Annotated in this window: 25 protein-coding genes; 16 read left to right on the forward strand and 9 right to left on the reverse strand. The window is 65.3% G+C overall.

The window, feature by feature from the left end; translation table 11 throughout:
* Positions 1-158 precede the first annotated feature (158 nt).
* Positions 159-830, forward strand: a complete 672-nt coding sequence (locus tag UB43_RS07260; RefSeq protein ID WP_024765529.1) for a response regulator — start codon at positions 159-161, stop codon at positions 828-830.
* On the forward strand, positions 823-2,229 hold the full coding sequence (locus UB43_RS07265; protein WP_045209765.1) for a sensor histidine kinase: 1,407 nt from the start codon (positions 823-825) through the stop codon (positions 2,227-2,229). Before UB43_RS07260 ends, UB43_RS07265 begins: the two co-directional genes overlap by 8 nt.
* Before the next feature lie 597 nt (positions 2,230-2,826).
* On the opposite strand, the gene UB43_RS07270 is transcribed toward UB43_RS07265, so the two are convergent.
* Together UB43_RS07270 and UB43_RS07275 are read right to left on the reverse strand one after the other, a co-directional pair.
* On the reverse strand, positions 2,827-3,663 hold the full coding sequence (locus UB43_RS07270) for an HDOD domain-containing protein (RefSeq protein WP_045209766.1): 837 nt from the start codon (positions 3,661-3,663) through the stop codon (positions 2,827-2,829).
* Positions 3,664-3,708: 45 nt separating this feature from the next.
* Positions 3,709-4,644, reverse strand: coding sequence for a folate-binding protein YgfZ (locus tag UB43_RS07275; protein ID WP_045209767.1), 936 nt, complete (start codon positions 4,642-4,644; stop codon positions 3,709-3,711).
* A 169-nt stretch (positions 4,645-4,813) separates the two neighbouring features.
* On the opposite strand from UB43_RS07275, the gene UB43_RS07280 reads away from it, so the two are divergent.
* Together UB43_RS07280 and UB43_RS07285 are read left to right on the forward strand one after the other, a co-directional pair.
* Positions 4,814-5,068 carry a succinate dehydrogenase assembly factor 2 gene (locus tag UB43_RS07280; RefSeq protein ID WP_015476083.1) on the forward strand — a complete coding sequence of 85 codons (255 nt, stop codon included), beginning with the start codon at positions 4,814-4,816 and terminating at the stop codon, positions 5,066-5,068.
* Entirely contained in the window at positions 5,052-5,504 is a 453-nt protein-coding gene (locus UB43_RS07285) for a protein YgfX (protein WP_045209768.1), read from the forward strand. Before UB43_RS07280 ends, UB43_RS07285 begins: the two co-directional genes overlap by 17 nt.
* Here the strand turns inward: UB43_RS07285 and nadB are convergent.
* Positions 5,473-7,089 carry an L-aspartate oxidase gene (gene nadB, locus UB43_RS07290; RefSeq protein WP_045209769.1) on the reverse strand — a complete coding sequence of 539 codons (1,617 nt, stop codon included), beginning with the start codon at positions 7,087-7,089 and terminating at the stop codon, positions 5,473-5,475. The two genes, UB43_RS07285 and nadB, sit on opposite strands and share 32 nt — an antisense overlap.
* Before the next feature lie 460 nt (positions 7,090-7,549).
* Here nadB and rpoE point away from each other — a divergent pair, with 460 nt between their 5' ends.
* From rpoE to pdxJ, 12 genes are all read left to right on the forward strand, one after another.
* The gene (gene rpoE, locus UB43_RS07295) at positions 7,550-8,134 is read left to right on the forward strand and encodes an RNA polymerase sigma factor RpoE (protein ID WP_024765535.1); all 585 of its coding nucleotides are present in this window, start codon (positions 7,550-7,552) and stop codon (positions 8,132-8,134) included.
* A gap of 31 nt (positions 8,135-8,165) precedes the next feature.
* The gene (locus UB43_RS07300) at positions 8,166-8,750 is read left to right on the forward strand and encodes a sigma-E factor negative regulatory protein (RefSeq protein WP_045209770.1); all 585 of its coding nucleotides are present in this window, start codon (positions 8,166-8,168) and stop codon (positions 8,748-8,750) included.
* A gap of 21 nt (positions 8,751-8,771) precedes the next feature.
* Entirely contained in the window at positions 8,772-9,716 is a 945-nt protein-coding gene (locus tag UB43_RS07305) for a MucB/RseB C-terminal domain-containing protein (RefSeq protein WP_045209771.1), read from the forward strand.
* The gene (locus UB43_RS07310) at positions 9,713-10,183 is read left to right on the forward strand and encodes a SoxR reducing system RseC family protein (protein WP_045209772.1); all 471 of its coding nucleotides are present in this window, start codon (positions 9,713-9,715) and stop codon (positions 10,181-10,183) included. Before UB43_RS07305 ends, UB43_RS07310 begins: the two co-directional genes overlap by 4 nt.
* A gap of 36 nt (positions 10,184-10,219) precedes the next feature.
* The gene (locus UB43_RS07315; protein WP_045209773.1) at positions 10,220-11,650 is read left to right on the forward strand and encodes a DegQ family serine endoprotease; all 1,431 of its coding nucleotides are present in this window, start codon (positions 10,220-10,222) and stop codon (positions 11,648-11,650) included.
* Between the two features lie 147 nt (positions 11,651-11,797).
* Positions 11,798-13,597, forward strand: a complete 1,800-nt coding sequence (lepA, locus tag UB43_RS07320; protein ID WP_045210230.1) for a translation elongation factor 4 — start codon at positions 11,798-11,800, stop codon at positions 13,595-13,597.
* Between the two features lie 5 nt (positions 13,598-13,602).
* Positions 13,603-14,457 (forward strand): signal peptidase I, encoded by an 855-nt coding sequence (gene lepB / locus UB43_RS07325; RefSeq protein ID WP_045209774.1) that lies wholly within the window; start codon positions 13,603-13,605, stop codon positions 14,455-14,457.
* A gap of 142 nt (positions 14,458-14,599) precedes the next feature.
* Entirely contained in the window at positions 14,600-14,977 is a 378-nt protein-coding gene (locus UB43_RS07330; RefSeq protein ID WP_045209775.1) for a DUF4845 domain-containing protein, read from the forward strand.
* Positions 14,974-15,666 (forward strand): ribonuclease III, encoded by a 693-nt coding sequence (rnc, locus tag UB43_RS07335; RefSeq protein WP_017517395.1) that lies wholly within the window; start codon positions 14,974-14,976, stop codon positions 15,664-15,666. Before UB43_RS07330 ends, rnc begins: the two co-directional genes overlap by 4 nt.
* Positions 15,659-16,600 (forward strand): GTPase Era, encoded by a 942-nt coding sequence (era, locus tag UB43_RS07340; protein WP_045209776.1) that lies wholly within the window; start codon positions 15,659-15,661, stop codon positions 16,598-16,600. Before rnc ends, era begins: the two co-directional genes overlap by 8 nt.
* 88 nt (positions 16,601-16,688) lie before the next feature.
* Positions 16,689-17,393, forward strand: coding sequence for a DNA repair protein RecO (gene recO, locus UB43_RS07345; protein WP_045209777.1), 705 nt, complete (start codon positions 16,689-16,691; stop codon positions 17,391-17,393).
* Complete coding sequence (pdxJ, locus tag UB43_RS07350; RefSeq protein ID WP_017517398.1) at positions 17,386-18,129, forward strand: pyridoxine 5'-phosphate synthase; 744 nt, start codon at positions 17,386-17,388, stop codon at positions 18,127-18,129. The genes recO and pdxJ overlap by 8 nt, the downstream gene beginning before the upstream one ends.
* Before the next feature lie 99 nt (positions 18,130-18,228).
* On the opposite strand, the gene cmoB is transcribed toward pdxJ, so the two are convergent.
* The 6 genes from cmoB to UB43_RS07380 form a co-directional block, all read right to left on the reverse strand.
* Entirely contained in the window at positions 18,229-19,197 is a 969-nt protein-coding gene (gene cmoB / locus UB43_RS07355) for a tRNA 5-methoxyuridine(34)/uridine 5-oxyacetic acid(34) synthase CmoB (RefSeq protein ID WP_045209778.1), read from the reverse strand.
* A complete protein-coding gene (cmoA, locus tag UB43_RS07360) occupies positions 19,194-19,934 on the reverse strand; it encodes a carboxy-S-adenosyl-L-methionine synthase CmoA (protein WP_045209779.1) in 741 nt (246 codons plus the stop codon). Before cmoA ends, cmoB begins: the two co-directional genes overlap by 4 nt.
* 113 nt (positions 19,935-20,047) lie before the next feature.
* Positions 20,048-20,620, reverse strand: a complete 573-nt coding sequence (locus tag UB43_RS07365) for a hypothetical protein (RefSeq protein WP_026078837.1) — start codon at positions 20,618-20,620, stop codon at positions 20,048-20,050.
* Between the two features lie 87 nt (positions 20,621-20,707).
* The gene (locus tag UB43_RS07370) at positions 20,708-21,454 is read right to left on the reverse strand and encodes an ABC transporter substrate-binding protein (protein ID WP_045209780.1); all 747 of its coding nucleotides are present in this window, start codon (positions 21,452-21,454) and stop codon (positions 20,708-20,710) included.
* A gap of 1 nt (position 21,455) precedes the next feature.
* On the reverse strand, positions 21,456-22,130 hold the full coding sequence (locus tag UB43_RS07375) for a lysoplasmalogenase (protein WP_045209781.1): 675 nt from the start codon (positions 22,128-22,130) through the stop codon (positions 21,456-21,458).
* A gap of 107 nt (positions 22,131-22,237) precedes the next feature.
* Positions 22,238-22,633: a protease inhibitor I42 family protein gene (locus tag UB43_RS07380; protein ID WP_024765550.1), complete on the reverse strand. Its 396-nt coding sequence runs from the start codon at positions 22,631-22,633 to the stop codon at positions 22,238-22,240.
* Positions 22,634-22,679 lie beyond the last annotated feature (46 nt).

A 22,679-nucleotide genomic window follows, 5' to 3' on the forward strand; every position in this document is an offset into this window, starting at 1 on the left:
GGGTTGGGAGGCGGCTCGTTGGCGATGCTAACGGGCTAAGCTTTCGCCAGGCTTTCAGTCTCCTTTCGCAGTGATTTCAGCGAATTTCCCCCATTCACAGCGGCTCGCGGATGGGTAAACTGCCGGCCCGAACCTGTAGTCCGAAGGGGTAGTCCTACGTGCGAATCCTCCTGGTTGAAGACCATCCGCAGCTTGGCGAGAGCGTTGCCCAGGCGCTCAAGGGCGCGGGTTGGACGGTGGACCTGCTGCAGGACGGCGTGGCTGCCGACCTGGCCCTGGCCAGCGAGGACTATGCGCTGGCCATCCTCGATGTCGGCCTGCCGCGGCTGGACGGCTTCCAGGTGCTGGCGCGCTTGCGCGAGCGCGGCAAGACCCTGCCGGTGCTGATGCTCACCGCCCGTGGCGAAGTGCGTGACCGCGTGCACGGGCTGAACCTGGGCGCCGACGATTACCTGGCTAAACCCTTCGAACTCACCGAGCTGGAAGCGCGGGTGAAGGCCCTGCTGCGCCGCAGTGTGCTCGGCGGCGAACAGCAGCAACGCTGTGGTGAGCTGGTCTACGACCTCGGCGCGCGGCGCTTCACCCTCGCCGAGCAGGCGATGAACCTGACTTCCCGCGAGCAGGCCGTGCTGGAGGCGCTGATCGCCCGTCCGGGACGGGTGATGAGCAAGGAGCAACTGGCGGCGCAGGTGTTCGGCCTGGACCAGGATGCCAGCGCGGACGCCATCGAGATCTACGTGCATCGCCTGCGCAAGAAGCTCGAGGGCAGCTCGGTGCGCATCGTCACCTTCCGCGGCCTGGGTTACCTGCTGGAAGCCCAGGATGGTTGAACGGCGCTGGGGTTTTCCTGGCACGGGAAGCCTGCGCGGGCGGCTGCTCTGGCGCCTTGGCGGGCTGCTGCTGGTGCTGCTGCTGATCGGTAGCGCGGCCACTTACTGGCGCGCCCGGCACGCTGCCGACATAGCCTATGACCGCACCCTGCTGGCCTCCGCGCGGGACATCGCCGACGGGTTGTACGCCAGCGACGGCACCCTGCGCGCCAACGTGCCCTATGTGGCGCTGGACAGCTTCGAGTACGACAGCGCCGGGCGCATCTTCTACCAGGTGATCGACCCCCAGGGGAAAATGATCTCCGGCTACGAGAACCTGCCGGCGCCGCTGCCGACCACGCCGCGCACCGACGATTACCCGGCGCTGGCCAAGTTCTACGACGCCACCTACGAAGGGCAGGGTGTGCGGGTGGTCAGCCTGCTGCAGCCGGTGAGCCAGCCGACGGTTAACGGCATGGCGGAAATCCGCGTCGCCGAAACCATGGGCGCGCGGGAGCGACTGGCGCGCAACCTGCTCGCCGACACCTTGCTCAACCTGGCGCTGTCGGCCATCGCCGCGCTGATGATGGTCTGGTACGCGGTCAGCGCCGGATTGCGCCCCCTGGACCGCCTGCGCGAGGCGGTGGAAGAGCGCCAACCGGACGACCTGCGGCCGTTGCCGGAAGTCCGCGTGCAGAAGGAGCTGCGCCCGCTGGTGGCGGCGCTCAACCACTTCACCGTGCGCCTGCGCGGGCTGTTCGACCGGCAGTCGCAGTTCATCGCTGAGGCGTCCCACGAACTGCGCACCCCGCTGGCGGCGCTCAAGGCGCGGCTGGAGCTGGGCCTGCGAGAGCAGGACCCGCAGCAATGGCGTGCGACGCTGGCCGAGGCCGTGCAGAACACCGACCGGGTGACCGGGTTGGCCAACCAGCTGCTGTCGCTGGCGCGCGTGGAAAGCGGTGCCCGCGCCATCGCCGAAGGCGCGGGGGAACGTATCGAGCTGGCCCAGCTGGCCCGCGAGCTCGGCCTGGCGCTGGCGCCGCTGGCGTATTCGCGCGGTGTGTCGCTGGCGCTGGAGGCGGACGATCCGGCCTGGGTGAAGGGCGATCCGATGTTGCTCAACGAACTGCTCAGCAACCTGGTGGACAACGCCATCGCCCACGCCCCGGCGGACGGCAACGTCATCATCCGCGTGCGCTCGCCGGCAGAACTGGAGGTCGAGGACGACGGCCCCGGCATCCCGCCCGAGGAGCGCGACAAGGTGTTCCGCCGCTTCTACCGCCGCCGCCAGCAGGGCACCGGCCTGGGCCTGGCCATCGTCGGCGAGATCTGCAGCGCCCACCGTGCCCGCATCGAGTTGGGCCAGGGCGAGCTGGGCGGGCTGCTGGTGCGGGTGACCTTCCCGGCGGAAAACGCCTGAGCCAGAAACACGAAACCCGCCGATCAAGGCGGGTTTCGGTGTGGGGCGTGGCCCTCTCCCTAACCCTAACCCTCTCTCTGAAGGGAGAGGGGACTGTCCCGAGTGCTTGGAAAACCAGGTGCTCGCCGGCTGACTCTGCTATCGCCTCGATACGCCGAACGGCTCCCTCTCCCTAACCCTCTCCCTGAAGGGAGAGGGGACTGTCCCGAGCGCTTGGAAAGCCAGGTGCTCGCCGGCTGACTCTGCTATCGCCTCGATACGCCGACCGGCTCCCTCTCCCTAACCCTCTCCGTGAAGGGAGAGGGGACTGTCCCGAGCGCCTGGAAAGCTAGGTGCTTGCCGGCTGACTCTGCTATCGCCTCGATACGCCGACCGGCTCCCTCTCCCTAACCCTCTCCCTGAAGGAGAGGGGACTGTCCCGAGTGCTTGGAAAGCTAGGTGCTCGCCGGCTGACTCTGCTATCGCCTCGATACGCCGAACGGCTCCCTCTCCCTTCAGGGAGAGGGCGGGGGAGAGGGAGGGCACGGCACGGAATTGCCTGAGGCGTAGGAGCGGACTCCGTCCGCGATCGATCACCGGCGGCGCAATTGCCAGCCGTTACTGCAACATGCTCATCGCCGCTTCCATGGCCGCGGAGAGGTCTTCGTCTTCCTTCACGTCCGCCTTCGGGTCCAGGCCCAGCTTGGCGAACGCCGGGATGGTGGCCCAGTCCAGCTCGGTGTAGGGGTGCTGGCTGCCGAGGTAGCTCTGCAGGGTGGCAACCTGGACGATGTCCACGTAGTCGACCTTGACCGAGTCGCGGCTGAAGTCCAGGTGCTGCCCCGGCACGGCGGCGATCGGCGCCGGGAAGTCCCAGGCCTTGAGGATGCGGTCGCCGATGACCGGGTGGATGCGCTCGATCACGTGGTTGAGGCTGATGGAGTCGGCCAGCAGCTCGCTGTGCTCCTCGGCGTAGGTGAGGATCGGCAGCACGCCGATCTGATGCACCAGGCCGGCCAGGGTCGCCTGATCCGGCGCCAGGCGGGTGTAGTGGCGGCACAGGGCGTGGCAGATGCCGGCAATCTCGGTGCTCTTGTTCCACACCTCGCGCATCTTGCGGTCGACCACATCGGAAGTGGCCTGGAACATCTGCTCCATGGCCAGGCCGGTCGCCAGGTTGCAGGTGTAGTTGATCCCCAGGCGGCTGATCGCCATCTGCAGGTCGGTGATTTCCTTGTTGGTGCGCAGCAGCGGGCTGTTCACCACCTTGATGATGCGCGCGGTCAGGGCAGCGTCGTTGCCGATCACCTTGCTGAGGTCCTGGATGCTGATGTCCGGGTCTTCCGCCGCTTCACGGACGCGCAGGGCGACTTCCGGCAGCGTCGGCAGCACCAGCTCATCGTTGTCGATGGCCCGCAGCAGTTCCTGTTGTACTTTTTCGGCAAGCTTGCTCATGAAGTGTCCTTCAGGGAAAGCCGGGCTCCCCGCCCGGCACGAAATTCAGCGCTGGATCTCGCGGTCGCTGTCCAGAACGTAAGGCAGATCCAGCAGGCGCAGGGGCTGGCCTTCGCCCAGGCGCACGTTGCCGTCGGCAGCGGCGTCGTCCTGCAGCACGGCGAGCAGCTCCACGCCATCGGTCGCGCGGGCGGCCAGTACCACCTCGCCGACGCTGGAGGAGTGCACCGGCGAGAACAGCTCGCGGCCCGGCTCCGGCAGTTCGGCGCTATCGAGTTTCAGGCGCTGCAGGCGGCGCTTGAGGCGGCCGAGGTACTGCATGCGCGCGACGATTTCCTGGCCGGTATAGCAGCCCTTCTTGAAGCTCACGCCGCCCACGGCCTGCAGGTTGATCATCTGCGGGATGAACAGCTCGCGGGTGGCGCCGAACACCTGGCCGACGCCGGCACGCACCTGGCCGAGCAGCCAGTCGTTGAGCTCGGCGTGGGGCAGGCGGGCCTGCAGCAGGTCGGCGATGGCGGCGGCGCGTTCGGCCGGCGCCCAGAGTTCGACGCGGCCCTGGCCGAGGCCGATGGCGATCAGGCCGTCGGCTCGCGCCACCTGGTCGGCTTCACCGGAGAGCGTCAGGCCCAGTTCGGCGAGGACGGCCTCCGCACCGCTCAGGCCGAAGCGCGCCCACTGGGTGCTGTCATCGGAGAGGGTTGCCTTGGAGAACACCGCGTACTTCTTCAGGTCCGTCAGCTGGCTTTCCAGCAGATCGTTGGCCATGGCCAGCAGGAAGCCTTCGCCCTCGGCGAGGATGCGGAAGCTGGAGGTCATGCGGCCCTTGGGCGTGCAGCGGCCGCCGAGGCTGGAATACTCGGCGTTGAGGTAATTGAGATTGCAGGTCAGCTGGCCCTGGAGGAATTTGGCGGCGTCCGCGCCACGGACGGCGAGAATCCCTTCGTGATTGAGTTCGGTGTAGAAAGCAGAGTCGGTCATCACGATTCGCTGGAAGAAAGTTAGGGGCCTCATGATAGAGCCCAGGCCCAGCCTTGTCAGCGGGTGCCGGGTGAGCCGAGCATGCGTATAATGCCGCTCGGCTCGCGCCGTCCGTCGACTTCGCGAGCGACAACACGTATTCGCCCGCTGTTAATCGAGGTGCCCGCAGATGACTGACGAAATCGAACTCAAACGCCTTTTCTGGCACAGCCGCCGCGGCATGCTGGAACTGGACGTCCTGCTGGTGCCTTTTGTCCAGGAAGTCTACCCGGGCCTGCCCGCCGATGATCAGGCGCGCTTCCGCAAGCTGCTGGAGTGCGAGGACCAGGACATGTTCGGCTGGTTCATGCAGCGCGGCGAGCCGGAAGATGCCGACCTGCGCATCATCGTTCGCATGATCCTGGACCGTGTCCAGCCGAAGTGACCCCTTCGAGTGCCGCTGGCAACCGTCCATCGGTTTGCTGGCGGCCTATCTCGCCGCGCAGTTCGGTGCCGTCCTGGCGCTGCTGCTCGCGGAGATTCCCCTTCACGTCAAGACGCTCGGCCTGAGCCTCTGCCTGCTGCATGCCTGCCGGGTCGTGCCTGGGCGGATTCTATTGCGTGCGCCGGATTCGGTGCGTGCGCTGCGCCACAACGCCGAGGGCTGGCAGCTGTGGAGCGAACGGGAAGGGTTCCAGCCGGTGCAGTTGATGCCGGACAGCCTGGCGCTGCCCTCGCTGATCGTCCTGCGTTTCCGCCGTCCCGGCGACTGGCTGGCGCGCAGCGTCTGCGTGCCGGCCGATGCCCTGGCGCCGGAGTTGCACCGGCGCCTGCGCGTGCGGCTGCGCTTCAGTCGCAATAGGTGGACGGCGCCAGGATAGTGTCGCGGGCCTCGGGCAGCAGGTCCGGGTAGTCCAGCGTGTAGTGCAGGCCGCGGCTTTCGTGGCGCTGCATGGCGGAGAGGATGATCAGCTCGGCCACCTGGGCCAGGTTGCGCAGCTCGATCAGGTCGCGGCTGACCTTGTAGTTCGAGTAGAACTCGTCGATCTCGTCCAGCAGCAGGCGTACCCGGTGCTGGGCGCGCGCCAGGCGCTTGTTGGTGCGCACGATGCCCACGTAGTCCCACATGAAGCGCCGCAGTTCGTCCCAGTTGTGGGCGATGATCACGTCCTCGTCCGAGTCGGTCACCTGGCTGGCGTCCCAGCAGGGCAACGCGACCAGGGTCTGGGCCTTGGGCAGTTCGGCGAGGATGTCGGCGGCAGCGGAGCGGGCGTAGACGAAGCACTCCAGCAGCGAGTTGCTGGCCATGCGGTTGGCGCCGTGCAGGCCGGTGAAGGTGGTCTCGCCGATGGCGTAGAGGTTCGGCACGTCGGTGCGACCCTGGGAATCCACCAGCACGCCGCCGCAGGTGTAGTGCGCTGCCGGCACTACCGGGATGGGCTCGCGGGTGATGTCGATGCCGAAGTCCAGGCAGCGCTCGTAGACGGTGGGGAAGTGCTCGCGGATGAACTCGGCCGGCTTGTGGCTGATGTCCAGGTAGACGTAGTCGATACCCAGGCGCTTCATCTCGTGGTCGATGGCGCGGGCCACCACGTCGCGCGGGGCGAGTTCGCCCAGGGCGTGGAAGCGCGGCATGAAGCGCTCGCCATTGGGCAGGCGCAGCAGGGCGCCTTCGCCGCGCAGCGCTTCGGTGATCAGGAAACTCTTGGCCTGCGGGTGGTACAGGCAGGTCGGGTGGAACTGGTTGAACTCCAGGTTGCCGACCCGGCAGCCGGCGCGCCAGGCCATGGCGATGCCATCGCCGGAGTTGCCGTCGGGGTTGCTGGTATAGAGGTAGACCTTGCTGGCGCCGCCGGAGGCGAGCACGGTGAAGCGAGCACTGAAGGTGTCCACTTCGCCGGTGGCGCGGTCCAGCACGTAGGCGCCCAGGCAGCGCTGACCGTCCATGCCCAGTTTCTGCTCGGTGATCAGGTCGACGGCGACCCGTTGCGACAGCAGTTCGATGTTCGGCCGCTGGCGGGCCTGTTCCAGCAGGGCGTTGAAGATCGCGGCGCCGGTGGCGTCGGCGGCGTGGATGATCCGGCGGTGGCTGTGGCCGCCTTCCCGGGTCAGGTGGAATTCGAAGCCACCGTCCTCGCGGCCCGGCTCATGGTCGCGGGTGAAGGGCACGCCTTGTTCGATCAGCCACTGGATTGCCTCGCGGCTATGCTCGACGGTGAATTTCACCGCGTCCTCGCGGCACAGGCCGGCGCCGGCGACCAGGGTGTCTTCGACGTGGGACTCGACGGTATCGGTGTCATCCAGCACGGCGGCGACGCCGCCCTGGGCCCAGAAGGTGGAGCCCTGGGAGAGTTCGCCCTTGCTCAGCACGGCGATCCTCAGGTGCGAGGGCAGCGTCAAGGCCAGCGTCAGGCCGGCGGCCCCGCTGCCGATCACTAGGACATCGTGCTGGAAATGCTGACTCATACCCGGCTCCACAAAATGGCGCCCTAGTATATAGAAGGGGGCCGCGGCACAATACTGGCGAACCGATGACACCGAAGGCGCGTGCGGCGGGGCGGCAGTCGCAGGGCGGGAGACATTCTTCCCCGCTCAAGCCGGCCCGGCGGGCGTCCGGGTGGCGTCGAAATCATTGAAGGACCAAGGCAAATCCCCGGAACTTTTTCAGGCGTTCCGGTTCGAACGCGGAATACCCAATCAGCTTTGCGCGCAGATTGACATTGCGCGGAAGGGGAGCGGGTGTTCCGCCCGGTGCAGTTGAATTTGACGGGCTTCGGACGCATGTCGGGGTCCGATTGCCGCCAATGTGAAAAAACTGTGCGGCGCATGCTTGGAGGGGAGAACTTTTGCAAAAGACCCGAGTCTATCTTGGCAGGACGATTCACCAGGGTGCTCGAAGCTCCTCCAGGTTTTCAGAGGAGCATTCATGCTAACCCAGGAAACGGATCAGCAACTGGTTGAACGGGTACAGCGCGGAGATAAACGGGCATTCGACCTGCTGGTGCTGAAGTACCAGCACAAGATTCTGGGGCTGATCGTGCGATTCGTGCACGACGCCCAGGAAGCCCAGGACGTCGCACAGGAAGCGTTCATCAAGGCGTATCGCGCCTTGGGTAACTTCCGCGGTGACAGTGCCTTTTATACCTGGCTGTACCGTATCGCCATCAACACCGCGAAGAACCATCTGGTTGCGCGCGGTCGGCGGCCGCCGGACAGCGATGTCACGGCAGAGGATGCGGAATTCTTCGATGGCGACCACGCCCTGAAGGATATCGAGTCGCCGGAAAGAGCCATGCTGCGGGATGAGATCGAGGAAACGGTCCATCGCACCATCCAGCAGCTGCCCGATGATTTGCGCACGGCTTTGACCCTGCGTGAGTTCGAAGGTCTGAGTTACGAAGATATCGCCACCGTGATGCAGTGTCCGGTGGGAACCGTCCGCTCACGGATCTTCCGTGCGCGGGAAGCGATCGACAAAGCTTTGCAGCCTTTGTTGCATGATGAAGTCTGATACAGCGGCAGAAGCCAAGAGAGGTACCGCTATGAGTCGTGAAGCCCTGCAGGAGTCGCTGTCCGCTGTTATGGATAACGAAGCGGATGAGCTGGAGCTGCGGCGTGTGCTTGCAGCCTGCGGCGAGGACGCCGAATTGCGGGCCACCTGGTCCCGTTACCAACTGGCCCGTGCAGTGATGCACCGCGAGCCGGCCATGCCCAAGCTGGACATCGCCGCCGCTGTGTCCGCCGCACTGGCTGATGAAGTCGCACCGGCACCGCGCAGCCGTAATCCCTGGCGCAATGTCGGCCGCCTGGCTGTCGCCGCCTCGGTGACCCTGGCCGTGCTGGCTGGTGTGCGCATGTACCACCAGGACGACAGTGTTGCCAACGGCCTTGCCCAGCAAGGCGCCACTCCGCAGATCGCCCTGCCGCAAGTGCAAGGCCCGGCGGTACTGGCAGGCTACACTCAGGACGAGGCGCCGCAGGTGATCACCAATGCCCAGGGCGGGCAGACCACCTGGCATGAGCAGCGTCTTCCGGGTTATCTGCGTCAACACGCGCAGCAGTCCGCCGTCAGCGGCACCGACAGCGCCCTGCCTTACGCACGCGCCGCGAGCCTGGAAAGCCGCTGATTTGCGACCTTAAGGAGCGACATGCGCGCGACAACAGCACTGTTGTTCTTCCTCGGTGGCCTGCTGGCATTGCCAGTCCAGGCCGCCGATGCGTTGGACTGGATCAAGCGCCTCTCCGAGGCTGATCAGCAACAGAACTTCCAGGGTACTTTCATCTACGAACGCAGCGGAGCCTTCTCCACCCACGATGTCTGGCATCGGGTGGAGAGTGATGGTTCGGTGCGCGAGCACCTGGTCCAGGTCGATGGGCCGCGCCAGGAAGTGGTGCGCGTCGATGGCGCCACCCAGTGCGTAGGTGGCGGTATGTCGGGCCAGGTGTCGACCGGCGAGATGTGGCCGGCGCGCAAGCTCAATCCGAGCGAACTGTCCGCTTACTACGATGTTCGTGTCGCCGGCGAGTCGCGCATTGCCGACCGCCCGGCGGTGGTGCTGGCGGTGATCCCGCGTGACCAGCATCGCTATGGCTTCGAGCTGCACGTCGACAAGGAAACCGGCCTGCCGCTCAAGTCCCTGCTGCTCAACGACAAGGGCCAGATCATCGAGCGCCTGCAATTCACCCGCATCGACATGGCAGCGCCGGACGATGGCGAGTTGCAAGCGAGCGCGGCCTGCAAGCCGGTGAAGGAAGCCAAGGTTGCCGAAGTGAAGACCAGCTGGCATTCGGAATGGGTGCCGCCGGGCTTTACCCTGAACAGTACGCTGCAGGAGCGCAGCCCGGTCTCCAATGACCAGGTCCTGTGCCTCGCCTACGGCGATGGCCTGGCACGCTTCTCGGTGTTCCTCGAACCTCTGCACGGCGCCAAGGTCGACGATGCCCGCACCCAGCTGGGCCCGACCACCGTGGTGTCGAGGCGCTTCGCCAGTGAAGATGGCGGCACCATGGTGACCGTCGTTGGCGAGATACCCAGTGGCACGGCCGAGCGCGTGGCGTTGTCCATGCGGCCAACGGGAGCCCAGCCACAGTGATCCATGAGCGGGGGAGGGTGATTGCGGTCGAGTCTGGAGCTGTCCAGGTCGAAACGCTGCGCCGCTCCACCTGCTCGGGATGTTCGGTCAACGCCGGTTGCGGCCAGGGTCTCCTGGAGCGACTGGGCGTCTCCCGGGGGCGTGGCCAGGTGCGAGCGCTGACCCCGCCGGATCTGGCCTCCTTGAATCTGGCGCCCGGCGATGAAGTCGTGCTGGGCGTGGATGAAGACCTTCTGCTGAAAAGCGCCCTGCTTTTCTATCTCTTCCCGCTGATCGGGCTGTTCGCGCTGGCGCTGCTGGCGGAGCGCCTCGATCTGGGGGAACCTCTCATCATCGTGGCCGGGCTGGCGGGTTTCCTGTTGTCCTGGCTGCTGGTGCGTCGCTACACGCGACGCCATGCGGATGATCCGGCGATGCAACCGGTTGTGCTGCGTGCGCTGGTCGGTGGGCCGCCCGGCCCTGTTTAGTGATCTTCCCAATCAACATCACGGGAGCTGTAGTCAATGCAAACCCTGAAACGCAGCATGGCTGCGCTGGTCGCCCTGCTGGCCCTGAGCCTGTCGGTCACCGCGCGGGCTGAACTACCGGACTTCACTCCGCTGGTCGATAAGGCCTCGCCGGCGGTGGTCAACATCAGTACCACCCAGAAGCTCCCCGATCGCTCCAACGCGCAGATGGGCATTCCGGACCTCGACGGCCTGCCGCCGGGCCTGCGCGAATTCTTCGAGCGCAGCATTCCCCGCGGCCAGGGTGGTCAGGGGCAGGCGCCCCGTGGCCAGCAGCGCGAGGCCCAGTCCCTGGGGTCGGGCTTCATCATTTCCGATGATGGCTACATCCTCACCAATAACCACGTGGTGGCCGACGCCGACGAGATCCTCGTGCGCCTGTCCGACCGCAGCGAGCACAAGGCCAAGCTGGTCGGTGCCGACCCGCGCAGCGACGTGGCCGTGCTGAAGATCGACGCCAAGGGCCTGCCGACGCTCAAGCTGGGCGATTCCGACAAGCTGAAGGTCGGTGAGTGGGTGCTGGCCATCGGTTCGCCGTTCGGCTTCGACCACTCGGTGACTGCCGGCATCGTCAGCGCCAAGGGCCGCAGTCTGCCGAACGAGAACTACGTACCGTTCATCCAGACCGACGTGGCGATCAACCCGGGCAACTCCGGCGGCCCGCTGCTGAACCTGCAGGGTGAAGTGGTGGGTATCAACTCGCAGATCTTCACCCGTTCCGGCGGCTTCATGGGCCTTTCCTTCGCGATCCCGATCGATGTGGCGCTGAACGTCGCCGATCAGCTCAAGGCCGGCGGCAAGGTCAACCGTGGCTGGCTGGGCGTGGTGATCCAGGAAGTGAACAAGGACCTGGCCGAATCCTTCGGCCTCGACAAGCCGGCCGGCGCGCTGGTGGCGCAGTTGGTGGAAGACGGCCCGGCAGCCAAGGGCGGCCTGCAGGTAGGCGACGTGATCCTCAGCCTGAACGGCCAGACCATCAACGAATCCGCCGACCTGCCGCACCTGGTGGGCAACATGAAGCCGGGCGACAAGGCATCCCTGGAAGTCATCCGTGACAACAAGCGCCAGACCCTGAGCATGACCATCGGCAGCCTGCCGGACGACGACGATGCCGTCGCCGCCGTCGAGGGCAAGGGCGCCGAGCGCAGCAGCAACCGCATGGGTGTGACCGTGGCGGAGCTGACTGCCGAGCAGCGCAAGTCCCTGGATATCAAGGGCGGCGTGGTCATCAAGGAAGTGCAGGGCGGCCCGGCGGCCATGATCGGCCTGCGTCCGGGCGACGTCATCACCCACCTGAACAACCGCGCGGTGGATTCCTCGAAAACCTTCAGCGAGATCGCCAAGGCGCTGCCGAAGGATCGTTCGATTTCCATGCGCGTACTGCGTCAGGGGCGTGCGAGCTTCATCACGTTCAAACTGACCGAGTAAGGTCGATGCACCAGAAAAGGGCGACTTCGGTCGCCCTTTTTCATGCCTGACCGTCCGGCGCGGCGTGACGCATCAGGCTGTAGTCAGGTAAACTCCCCCGCTATTTTTCGGCGGACCGCCGCCTTCAGCCTTCCGAGTGTGTTCGCCGTGAGTGACCTGAGTCATATCCGCAATTTCTCCATCATCGCCCACATCGACCATGGCAAGTCGACGCTGGCAGACCGCTTCATCCAGATGTGCGGCGGCCTGTCCGACCGCGAGATGGAGGCCCAGGTACTGGACTCCATGGACCTGGAGCGTGAGCGCGGCATCACCATCAAGGCGCACAGCGTCACCCTTCACTACAAGGCGAAGGACGGCAAGACCTACCAGCTGAACTTCATCGACACCCCCGGCCACGTCGACTTCACCTATGAAGTCAGCCGTTCGCTGGCGGCGTGCGAAGGCGCGCTGCTGGTGGTGGATGCCGGCCAGGGCGTGGAAGCGCAGTCGGTCGCCAACTGCTACACCGCCATCGAGCAGGGCCTGGAAGTGATGCCGGTCCTGAACAAGATGGACCTGCCGCAGGCCGACCCGGACCGCGTGAAGGACGAAATCGAAAGCATCATCGGCATCGACGCCACCGACGCCGTGGCCTGCTCGGCCAAGAGCGGCATGGGCGTGGAAGACGTGCTGGAGCGCCTGGTCACTGCCATTCCCGCTCCGGAAGGCGAGATCGACGCGCCGCTGCAGGCGCTGATCATCGACTCCTGGTTCGACAACTACCTGGGCGTGGTCTCGCTGGTGCGCGTGAAGCACGGCCGCGTCAAGAAAGGCGACAAGATCCTGGTGAAGTCCACCGGCAAGGTCCACCAGGTGGACAGCGTCGGTGTCTTCACCCCGAAGCACACCGAGACGCCGGACCTCAAGGCCGGTGAAGTGGGCTTCATCATCGCCGGCATCAAGGACATCCTGGGCGCGCCGGTGGGCGATACCCTGACCCTGAACAACACGCCCGATGTGGACGTGCTGCCGGGCTTCAAGCGCATCAAGCCGCAGGTTTACGCCGGCCTGTTCCCGGTCAGCTCCGATGACTTCGAGGACTTCCGCGAAGCGCTGCAGAAGCTGACCCTGAACGACGCCGCGCTGCAGTACGAGCCGGAAAGCTCCGAAGCCCTGGGCTTCGGCTTCCGCATCGGCTTCCTCGGCATGCTGCACATGGAGATCATCCAGGAGCGCCTGGAGCGCGAATACGACCTGGACCTGATCACCACCGCACCGACCGTGATCTTCGAGATCGTGCAGAAGAACGGCGAGATCCTCTACGTCGACAACCCGTCGAAGCTGCCCGACCTCTCGTCCATCGACGAGATGCGCGAGCCGATCTGCCGCGCGACCATCCTTGTGCCTCAGGAGCACCTGGGCAACGTCATTACCCTGTGCATCGAGAAGCGCGGCGTCCAGCGCGACATGCACTTCCTCAGCGGCCAGGTCCAGGTGATCTACGATCTGCCGATGAACGAAGTGGTGCTGGACTTCTTCGACCGCCTGAAGTCTACCAGCCGTGGCTATGCTTCGCTGGACTACAGCTTCGACCGCTTCGAGCCGGCCAACCTGGTTCGTCTCGATGTGCTGATCAACGGCGAGAAGGTTGACGCCCTCGCCCTGATCGTCCACCGCGACAACGCCCCGTACAAGGGTCGTCAGCTGGTGGAGAAGATGAAGGAATTGATTCCGCGGCAGATGTTCGACGTCGCGATTCAGGCCGCCATCGGCGGGCAGATCATCGCTCGCTCGACGGTCAAGGCGCTCAGGAAGAACGTGCTGGCCAAATGCTACGGTGGTGACGTGAGCCGTAAGCGCAAGCTGCTGGAGAAGCAGAAGGCCGGTAAGAAAAGGATGAAGCAGGTCGGTAGCGTGGAGATTCCGCAGGAAGCCTTCCTCGCTGTGCTCAAAGTGGACAGTTGAACCCTATGACCCTGAATTTCCCGCTGTTGCTGGTGATTGCCGTTGCGGTATGCGGCGTTCTCGCCCTGGTGGACCTGGTGCTTTTCGCACCGCGCCGCCGGGCGGCCATTTCCGCCTACGAAGGTTCGGTCAGCGAAGCTGACCCGGAAGTGCTGGAGAAACTGAACAAGGAGCCGGTGCTCGTCGAGTACGGCAAATCGTTCTTCCCGGTACTGTTCATCGTGCTGGTGCTGCGTTCGTTCCTGGTCGAGCCCTTCCAGATCCCGTCGGGATCGATGAAGCCGACGCTGGAAGTGGGCGATTTCATCCTGGTGAACAAGTTCGCCTACGGCATCCGCCTGCCGGTGCTGGACACCAAGGTGATCCCGGTGGGTGACCCGCAGCGTGGCGATGTCATGGTGTTCCGCTATCCCAGCGACCCGAACATCAACTACATCAAGCGTGTCATCGGCGTACCGGGCGACACCATCCGCTATACCAGCGACAAGCGTCTGTTCATCAACGACCAGGCCGTGGCCGAGTCGCTGGTGGGCGAGGAGCCGGGCACCCTGGGCAGCGTGACCCTGTACCAGGAGAAGCTGGGCGCGGTGGAGCACATGATCCGCAAGGAAATGACCCGCTTCCGCATCGAGCCGGGCAAGCAGTGGAAAGTGCCGGCCGGCCATTACTTCATGATGGGCGACAACCGCGACAACTCCAACGACAGCCGCTACTGGAACGATCCGAAGATTCCGAAGGACCTGCTGGGCATGGTTCCGGACCGCAATATCGTCGGCAAGGCGTTCGCGGTCTGGATGAGCTGGCCGGATCCGAAGATGCGCAATCTGCCGAATTTCTCGCGAGTCGGCGTGATTCACTAAACTTGTGAGACGCTCCAGGCCGGCATGGCTGGAACGGTGCTAGAAAAGGGCGGGGCTGCACGCGGGGAGCGAGGCAGCCCCGCTTCACTTGGACCCGTCGCGGCTGGCGGGCAAATAAGAAAGATACCGACATGAGGTCGATATGACGTACGCACGTTCGCAGAAGGGAATGTCGTTGCTGGGCTGGCTGGTCGTGCTCGCCATCGTGGCGTTTGTCGCCAGTGCCGCGTTCAAGATCATTCCGCATTACCTGGACTATTACGCCATCGAGAAGGCCATCACCTCGGTGGAAACCGACAAGGCCGCTGAAGTGCGTACCGTTCCGGAGTTCTACTCCTATGTGGACAAGGCACTGATGCTCAACAACATCCGCGACCTCAAGCTGGATGACGCGCTGGACGTAAAGCTCGACAACAACGAGTTCCGCGCCCACCTGAAGTACGAAAAACGCGAGCCACTGGTGCAGAACATCGACCTGGTGGTCAAATTTGACAAAGAATTCCGTGTACGAATGCCGTGAGTAACAACAGTCTGGATCGACTCGAGCGCAAGCTTGGCTACACCTTCCGCGACCAGGATCTGATGGTCCTGGCGCTGACCCATCGCAGTTTCGCCGGGCGCAACAACGAGCGCCTGGAGTTCCTCGGTGATGCCATCCTCAACTTCGTCATCGGCGAAGCCCTGTTCACCCACTTCCCCCAGGCCCGCGAAGGCCAACTGTCTCGCCTGCGTGCGCGGCTGGTGAAGGGCGAGACCCTGGCCCTGCTGGCCCGCGGTTTCGAGATCGGGGATTACCTGCGACTGGGCTCGGGCGAGCTGAAGAGCGGCGGTTATCGCCGCGAGTCGATCCTGGCTGACGCCATGGAGGCGCTGATCGGCGCCATCTATCTGGATACCGGCATGGATTCCGCCCGTGAGCGGATCATGGACTGGCTCGGCCCGCAGTTGCGCGAGCTGACCCCGGTGGATACCAACAAGGACCCCAAGACCCGCCTGCAGGAATTCCTGCAGTCCCGCGGGTGCGAACTACCGCGCTACGACGTGGTGGATATCCAGGGCGAACCGCATTGCCGCACTTTCTTCGTGGAGTGCGAGGTGGCCCTGCTGAATGACAAGACCCACGGTCACGGCGGCAGCCGCCGCATCGCCGAGCAGGTGGCAGCCGCCGCCGCGCTGGCAGCCCTGGGCGTGGAGAATGGCCATGAGTGAGCACGAGCAAGACCAGCACGACCCATCCGAGCAGGATGAAGCAGGAGCCGTTCGTTGCGGTTACGTTGCCATCGTCGGCCGCCCCAATGTCGGCAAGTCGACCCTGCTCAACCACATCCTCGGGCAGAAGCTGGCGATCACCTCGCGCAAGCCTCAGACCACCCGCCACACCCTGCTGGGCATCAAGACCGAGGGTGACGTGCAGGCGGTGTATGTCGACACCCCCGGCTTGCACAAGGACAACGACAAGGCGCTCAACCGCTACATGAACCGTTCGGCCAGCGCTGCGCTGAAGGACGTCGACGTGGTGATCTTCGTCGTCGACCGCAACCGCTGGACCGACGAAGACCAGATGGTCTACGACAAGGTCAAGTACGTGAGCTGCCCGGTCCTGCTGGCGGTGAACAAGGTCGACCGCATGGAAGACAAGGGCGAGCTGCTGCCGCATCTGCAGTGGCTGGCCGAGCAACTGCCCAACGCCGAAGTCGTGCCGATTTCCGCCCAGCACGGGCAGAACCTCGACGTGCTCGAAGGCCTGGTGGCCGAGCGCCTGCCGGAGAATGACCACTTCTTCCCCGAAGACCAGATCACCGACCGCAGCAGCCGCTTCCTCGCCGCCGAACTGGTGCGCGAGAAGATCATGCGCCAGCTGGGCGCCGAGCTGCCGTACCAGGTCGCCGTGGAGATCGAAGAGTTCAAGCAGGACGGTCCGATCCTGCACATCCACGCGCTGATCCTGGTCGAGCGCGACGGCCAGAAGAAGATCATCATCGGTGACAAGGGCGATCGCATCAAAAGCATCGGCCAGAACGCCCGCAAGGACATGGAAGTGCTGTTCGACTCCAAGGTCATGCTCAACCTCTGGGTGAAAGTGAAAGGCGGCTGGTCCGACGACGAGCGCGCACTGCGCTCGCTGGGCTACGGCGACCTCTGATCTTCAGCGCCCCGCGAACATCCGCGGGGCACACCCTTCGGGCGCCTGAGCGCGCCCGCCTCCCGACTCCCACTCCAGGCGCAGCGCCATGAGCCTCGCTTCTACTGCCCAAGCCACCTTCGTCCTGCACAGCCGTCCCTACAAGGAAACCAGCGCGCTGGTGGATTTCTTCACCCCGCAGGGGCGTCTGCGTGCAGTCCTTCGCGGTGCACGGGGCAAGGCAGGAGCGCTGGCGCGACCCTTCGTACCGCTGGAGGCCGAATTCCGCGGGCGTAGCGACCTGAAGAACGTCGTGCGCCTGGAACCCAACGGCATCCCCAACCTGCTCAGTGGCGAAGCGCTGTTCAGCGGCCTGTACCTGAACGAGCTGATGATCCGCCTGCTGCCGGCCGAAGACCCGCATCCCGCGCTGTTCGAGCACTACCGTGCGACCTTGCCGTTGCTGGCCGGCGGCAGTCCGCTGGAGCCGCTGCTGCGTTCGTTCGAATGGCGGCTGCTGGACGACCTGGGCTATGGTTTTTCCCTGGACACCGATATCGTCGGCCAGAGCGTCGCGCCGGACGGTCTCTATCGCCTGTTGCCTGACGCGGGCCTCGAGCCGGTCGGCAGCCTGCAGCCGGGCCTGTTCCACGGCGCCGACCTGCTCGCCATGGCCGAAGCCGACTGGAGCGCACCGGGCGCCCTGGCGGCGGCCAAGCGCCTGATGCGCCAGGCGCTGGCACCCCATCTTGGCGGCCGACCGCTGGTCAGCCGCGAGCTCTTCATGAATCGCAAGGACAACTCCCGTGACTGAAGCCAACCGTATCCTGCTCGGCGTGAACATCGACCACGTCGCCACCCTGCGCCAGGCCCGCGGCACCCGTTATCCCGACCCGGTGAAAGCCGCGCTGGACGCCGAGGAAGCCGGCGCCGACGGCATCACCGTGCACCTGCGCGAAGATCGCCGGCACATCCAGGACCGCGACGTGCGCGTGCTCGCCGAAGTGCTGCAGACCCGCATGAACTTCGAGATGGGCGTCACCGAGGAGATGATGAAGTTCGCCGAGATCATCCGCCCGGCCCACGTCTGCCTGGTTCCGGAGACCCGCCAGGAACTGACCACCGAAGGTGGCCTGGACGTCGCCGGCCAGGAAGCGCGTATCCGTGAAGCGGTGCAGCGCCTCGCGGCCGCCGGTTGCGAAGTGTCGCTGTTCATCGATCCGGACCAGCGCCAGATCGAGGCCTCGGCACGTATCGGTGCGCCGGCCGTCGAGCTGCATACCGGTCGCTACGCCGACGCCCACAACCCTGCCGAAGCCGCCCATGAGCTGGCACGTATCCGCGATGGCGTGGAGTTCGGCCTGTCCCACGGCCTGATCGTCAACGCCGGCCACGGCCTGCATTACCACAACGCCGAGCCGGTGGCGGCGATTGCCGGGATCAACGAACTGAACATCGGCCACGCCATCGTCGCCCACGCGCTGTTCGTGGGCTTCAAGCAGGCGGTTGCCGAGATGAAGGCGCTGATCGTGGCGGCGGCTAACCGCTAATTGTTGTCCTTGGTTCGCGAGCAAGGGCGAGGCGCGCCTCGGCCCTGCAGGGAGCGCTGCTCTTCGTAGGAGCGAGCTTGCTCGCGAACCTGGCGATACCTAAGGCTTGCGTGCCACCAGCGTAGCGCGCAGCGGCGCCGGCAGGCCCTCGATGGTGCGGCCGTGGTCTTCCGGATCGAGGAAGTCCGGTAGCGACTGGTAGCGCATCCACTCGGTCGCCCGCTGTTCTTCCACCGAGGTGCGGCTGATGTCCACGCTGCGCACGTCGGTGAATCCGGCGCGACGCAGCCACAACTCCAGCGCCGGCACCGATGGCAGGAACCACACGTTGCGCATCTGCGCGTAGCGGTCCTCGGGCACCAGCACGGTGTTCACATCGCCTTCCACCACCAGGGTCTCCAGCACCAGTTCGCCCCCCTTGCGCAGGCAATCCTTGAGCGCGAGCAGGTGGTCGATGGGCGAGCGGCGGTGGTAGAGCACGCCCATGGAGAACACGGTATCGAAGCCTTCCAGCTTCTCCGGCAGGTCTTCCAGGGCGAAGGGCAGGTGCCACGCCGGCAGGTCCGGCAGGTAGCGCTTCATGGCGAGGAACTGGCAGAAGAACAGCCAGTTCGGGTCGACGCCCACCACGCTGCGCGCGCCGGCGCCGAGCATGCGCCATTGGTAGTAGCCGTTGCCGCAGCCGACATCCAGCACGCGCTTGCCGGTCAGGTCGAGGTGCGGCGAGACGCGCTCCCATTTCCAGTCCGAGCGCCATTCGGTATCGATGTGCACGCCGAACAGGTGGAACGGTCCCTTGCGCCAGGGGATCAGCCCTTGCAGGGCGAGCTTGAGCTGGTCGCGGGTGGCCTCGTCGCAGGCGCCTTCCAGATTGAAGCGCTCGAGCAGTTCGATGGCGGCAGGCTGCAGTGCGGGCAGGCGATCCACCGCCGCCAGCCAGCGCTCCAGGTCGCCATGGCCGTCGTCGACCTTGGCGGCCAGTTGCGCGGGCAGCGTGGCGGCCCAGGATTCCAGCGGGGTGCCGGCCAGTTCAAGGCGCAGGCGGTCGAGGTCGAAGCGTTCGATCATGGCAGGGCAATCAGGGAAGCGAAATTGAGGCATTGGAACCAGGGCACGACCTTGGCGAAACCGGCCGCCAGCAGGCGCTCGCGGTGGGTTTCCAGGGTATCGGGGCGCATGACGTTCTCGATGGCGGTGCGTTTCTGGGCGATTTCCAGTTCGCTGTAGCCATTGGCGCGCTTGAAGTCGATGTGCAGGTTGGTGAGCAGCTCGTGCTCCTGCTCGTCGGCGAAGCGCAGTTTTTCCGAGAGGATCAGTGCGCCGCCGGGCAGCAGGGCGCTGTGCAGGCGGGTGAGCAGTTCCAGGCGTTGTTCGGGGGCGATGAACTGCAGGGTGAAGTTCAGCGCGATCAGCGAGCAGGGCTTGAGGTCCAGCTTGAGGATGTCCGCCTCGATCAGTTCGACCGGCAGCAGTTCCTGGTGCATGGCGTCCTGGGCGCGCAGGTATTCGCCGCAGCGCTCGATCATCGGTGCGGAGTTATCAACGCCGATGACGCGGCAGCCGTCGGTCTTCACGTGGCGGCGCAGTGCCTGGGTCACGGCCCCCAGCGAGCAGCCGAGGTCGTAGAGCACGCTGTTCGGGGCGGCGAAGCGCGCACCGAGCACGCCGATGTTCTCGACGATGGTGGGGTAGCCCGGTACCGATCGCTTGATCATGTCCGGGAAGACGCGCACCACGTCCTCGTTGAAGGTGAAGTCGGGAACCTGGGCTTGCGGCTGGGCGAAGATGCGGTCGGATTCGCTCACGCTGGATGGGGCCTCGTTACGCTGAACAGGCAACGGGGCGCGGCGCGCCCGGTTTGCCGGGGCGCGCATTGTAGCCGAGGCGCGAAGTGCGCCCAAGCGTCAGCCGATAAGGGTCACTTGAGCTGGTCGGAGAAGTATTCGCCAGCACCCTGCAGCGGGCCGAGCGGGTTCTTCTTGTCTTCCATGCGGCGGATGTTCGGCTCGCCGTTGCTGGTCTTGTGCACGACCACATCGTCGATCAGTACGAACACCGGGCGGAACGACCAGCCCTGCACCTGGCGGCGCTTGCGGAAGTTGAAGATGTCGGCCCAGAAGCTGCCCACACGCTGGCTGTCGGTCTTGTTGAAATCGAAGGCGTAGCCGATGCAGCGGTCCTTGGCCTGCAGGCAGGTGACGAGGCCGTCGGGCAGGTAGTCGATGGGGATGTTGGGCTGAACGAAGAGCAGGCGCACGTCGATGAACGAAAGCATCTTGGCGTTGCCCTGGGACAGCGGATCGAAGCCCAGCGCGTAGAGCTGCGACTTGGTGGTCTTGCCAGGATCGACCTGGTTGTAGCGGCTCTGTGCATCCTGGTAATCCAGGAATGGTGATTGCACTTCCGCGCGTTCGCTGGGCAGCAGGCTGCCACAGGCCGAGAGCGTCAGGCAGGCTCCCAGCAACAACATCGAGCGAACTACTGCACGCATGGAGCTCCCCTTTTCCCAGTCTCTTATTAATTGATCTATAGCCGATGACAGAGGGCTCTGCCGGACTTTTCTCACGCCTTCGCAGGACTAGTCAACGGCGATGCCGTAACCCTGCATCAGGGGTTTCCACTGGTCGTTGCGGCGCAGTTCGCGCAGGCCCTCGTCGAGGTCGGCCAGGCGCTCCTGCACGTTTTCCAGGCGCGGGTTGAGCGCGACGTACATGGGACGTTTATCGGCGAGTTCGCCGGCCGCTTGAATACGCTCCGAGAGGCCGTGGCGTTGCAGGTAATGCTCGACGATCTGGCTGTCTTCGAGCAGCACCGTGATGCGCCCCAGCAGCAGCTTCTGGATATTGCGCTCGAGGACCTTCTCGCCGCTGAGCACCTGCACCTGCTCGTGGTTGGACAGGTGCTCGTCGCGCCAGGCGTCCAGTTCCTTGCCGTAGGAATAGCCTTGCGCCAGCCCGATGGACTGGCTGCTCAGCGAGGTCGGACCATGCCAGGTCCAGGGGTTGTCGTTGCGCACGTAGAAACGCATGGTGACCCAGCCGATGGGCTCCTCGCCGATCAGCAGTTCCTCGGACTCCTCGCTGTAGGCGCCGACTACGCCATCCACCAGCCCCTCGCGGGCCATCTGCAGGGCGCGCGGCCAGGGCAGGGGTTCGAACAGCGGTGGCTGCGGCAGCACCTGGCCAAGGGCTTCGAGCAGGTAGCCGGGCTTGTCCGGATCGCCAGGGCAGAGGTAGGGGCACCAGTCGTCGCCGGCCAGGCGCAGGGGTTCGGCGCTGGCCAGCGCCGAACAGAGAAGCAGCAGCGGTGAAGCGATTCGCAGCATGTCAGGCCCGGGAAGTAGTTTGTCCTTCCGAGTATGGCAGAGCGATATGACGGGATGTGACGGACGCGGCGATACCGAACTGGCCGAGCCAGTAGGTGAGCATGATGGCGTAGGAGGAGCCGTCGAAGGCGGCGACGAAGCGGCTGATGCCGATCATCGAGTCGGAGCTGACGAACAGCAGCGCGCCCAAAGCGGCGAACATCCGGCTGGCGTTGGCGATCGAGGGTACGCCCAGGCGGGCGATGGCGCGCCAGAGCATGGCGCTGATGGTCAGGCTGTACAGCGCGATAGGCAGCAACAGCGGGCCGAGGCCGCGGCTGTAGAGCAGCATGAACAGGCCGCCACCCACGCTGCCGGCGATCAGCAGGCCCAGTGGCGCGAGGCGGCGGGTGTCGCCCAGGTAGGCGACCAGGTAGGCGAGATGCGCGAGCAGGAAGGCGGCCAGGCCAGGCACGAAGGCGTTGATCGGCCATTCCAGCAGGATATCGCCGAGCATCGACAGTACCAGGCCGACGGCAACCCAGCGGCGATAGCCGTCTGCAGGTGTAGCGAGAATCCAGAAGAGCATGGCGAGGACCGGCAGCGGCTTGCACAGCATGCGCAGGACGGGCAGGTCGAAGGTCACGGCGAACAGGTAGGCGGCACCGCCGATCAGTGCCAAGAGTGCCCAGCGCATGGGGTTCCCTCCCGAGGAAATGAACGCCCACTGTGCCGCAGCGCGGCGCCTGGCCTACAGGCCGAAGGCGTCAGCGCGAGCGGCTTATGGCGCCGGGTATCGCCGCGTTACTTCACGGCGATGGGGCAGACGAAGGTTTGTGCGGGGGCGACTTCGGCTTCCCAGGGCCGGCGGTAGGCCAGTTCCAGCTTGTCCTCGCCGGCGGCGGTCACGCGGAAGCGCCAGGTGGATTCGCCGGCGCTGCCGACCAGGCCTGCGTCTTCCGGGTTGCTGTAGACCTCGGGGCCAAGGGCGCGCAGCAGGCCGTTGGCGGCGTTGCGCAGTTCCCAGCGGAAACCGGTGGTGGGGTTGCTCGGCAGGATCAGCACGAGTTCCTGGCCGGTGTGCAGTTTCAGTGGCTTGCAGTCGCTGGCGTCTTCCAGGGTGACCACGGGTTTGGTCTGTCCGGCGCAGCCGGCGAGCAGGACCAGGGAGAGGGGCAGCAATGTGCGGTACGACGGCATGACGGCTCCTGGGAGGGGACAGGTTGGGCCGCAGGATAACGCAATC

It is taken from the genome of Pseudomonas sp. 21 (assembly GCF_000955805.1).
Lineage (GTDB): Bacteria > Pseudomonadota > Gammaproteobacteria > Pseudomonadales > Pseudomonadaceae > Pseudomonas.

Coding starts and splice junctions, on each gene's coding strand:
- UB43_RS07265 (WP_045209765.1), top strand. CDS start 823: ATGGTTGAACGGCGCTGGGGTTTTCCTGGCACGGGAAGCCTGCGCGGG.
- UB43_RS07270 (WP_045209766.1), bottom strand. CDS start 3,663: ATGAGCAAGCTTGCCGAAAAAGTACAACAGGAACTGCTGCGGGCCATC.
- UB43_RS07275 (WP_045209767.1), bottom strand. CDS start 4,644: ATGACCGACTCTGCTTTCTACACCGAACTCAATCACGAAGGGATTCTC.
- UB43_RS07280 (WP_015476083.1), top strand. CDS start 4,814: ATGACTGACGAAATCGAACTCAAACGCCTTTTCTGGCACAGCCGCCGC.
- nadB (WP_045209769.1), bottom strand. CDS start 7,089: ATGAGTCAGCATTTCCAGCACGATGTCCTAGTGATCGGCAGCGGGGCC.
- rpoE (WP_024765535.1), top strand. CDS start 7,550: ATGCTAACCCAGGAAACGGATCAGCAACTGGTTGAACGGGTACAGCGC.
- UB43_RS07300 (WP_045209770.1), top strand. CDS start 8,166: ATGAGTCGTGAAGCCCTGCAGGAGTCGCTGTCCGCTGTTATGGATAAC.
- UB43_RS07305 (WP_045209771.1), top strand. CDS start 8,772: ATGCGCGCGACAACAGCACTGTTGTTCTTCCTCGGTGGCCTGCTGGCA.
- UB43_RS07315 (WP_045209773.1), top strand. CDS start 10,220: ATGCAAACCCTGAAACGCAGCATGGCTGCGCTGGTCGCCCTGCTGGCC.
- lepB (WP_045209774.1), top strand. CDS start 13,603: ATGACCCTGAATTTCCCGCTGTTGCTGGTGATTGCCGTTGCGGTATGC.
- UB43_RS07330 (WP_045209775.1), top strand. CDS start 14,600: ATGACGTACGCACGTTCGCAGAAGGGAATGTCGTTGCTGGGCTGGCTG.
- era (WP_045209776.1), top strand. CDS start 15,659: ATGAGTGAGCACGAGCAAGACCAGCACGACCCATCCGAGCAGGATGAA.
- recO (WP_045209777.1), top strand. CDS start 16,689: ATGAGCCTCGCTTCTACTGCCCAAGCCACCTTCGTCCTGCACAGCCGT.
- cmoB (WP_045209778.1), bottom strand. CDS start 19,197: ATGATCGAACGCTTCGACCTCGACCGCCTGCGCCTTGAACTGGCCGGC.
- UB43_RS07365 (WP_026078837.1), bottom strand. CDS start 20,620: ATGCGTGCAGTAGTTCGCTCGATGTTGTTGCTGGGAGCCTGCCTGACG.
- UB43_RS07370 (WP_045209780.1), bottom strand. CDS start 21,454: ATGCTGCGAATCGCTTCACCGCTGCTGCTTCTCTGTTCGGCGCTGGCC.
- UB43_RS07375 (WP_045209781.1), bottom strand. CDS start 22,130: ATGCGCTGGGCACTCTTGGCACTGATCGGCGGTGCCGCCTACCTGTTC.
- UB43_RS07380 (WP_024765550.1), bottom strand. CDS start 22,633: ATGCCGTCGTACCGCACATTGCTGCCCCTCTCCCTGGTCCTGCTCGCC.